The sequence below is a fragment of the Ochrobactrum sp. SFR4 genome (assembly GCF_019730395.1).
Taxonomy (GTDB): domain Bacteria; phylum Pseudomonadota; class Alphaproteobacteria; order Rhizobiales; family Rhizobiaceae; genus Pseudochrobactrum.
Window position 1 is genome coordinate 1 of record NZ_JAAPBB010001262.1, and the last position, 242, is coordinate 242.

At 57.4% G+C, this 242-nt stretch carries 1 pseudogene; it reads left to right on the plus strand.

Annotated elements, in window-relative coordinates:
- Positions 1 to 242 (plus strand): annotated as a pseudogene (locus tag HBA93_RS23065) (hypothetical protein); the annotation flags it as partial.

Consider the following 242-nt stretch of genomic DNA (forward strand, 5'->3'; position numbering starts at 1 on the left):
TGGCAATCGGAGGCCCTGATCTGCTGCACAGCCTCATGCTGCGTCAAGCGTTGCGGCTGAGCAAAGGGAACCACCTCAAGGTGCTCCCCTTTCTCCGACTGTGGAACCCTGAGCAGTTCAGTGTTGAGGATTTCACTCAGCAGTCGGGAAACGACGGCAAAATCTATCCGTCGCTTGTCGAACAAGTGATTCATGCCGCTGCGTCCGAGGCTGCCGACAGCGATAGAGCAGATGACCGCCAC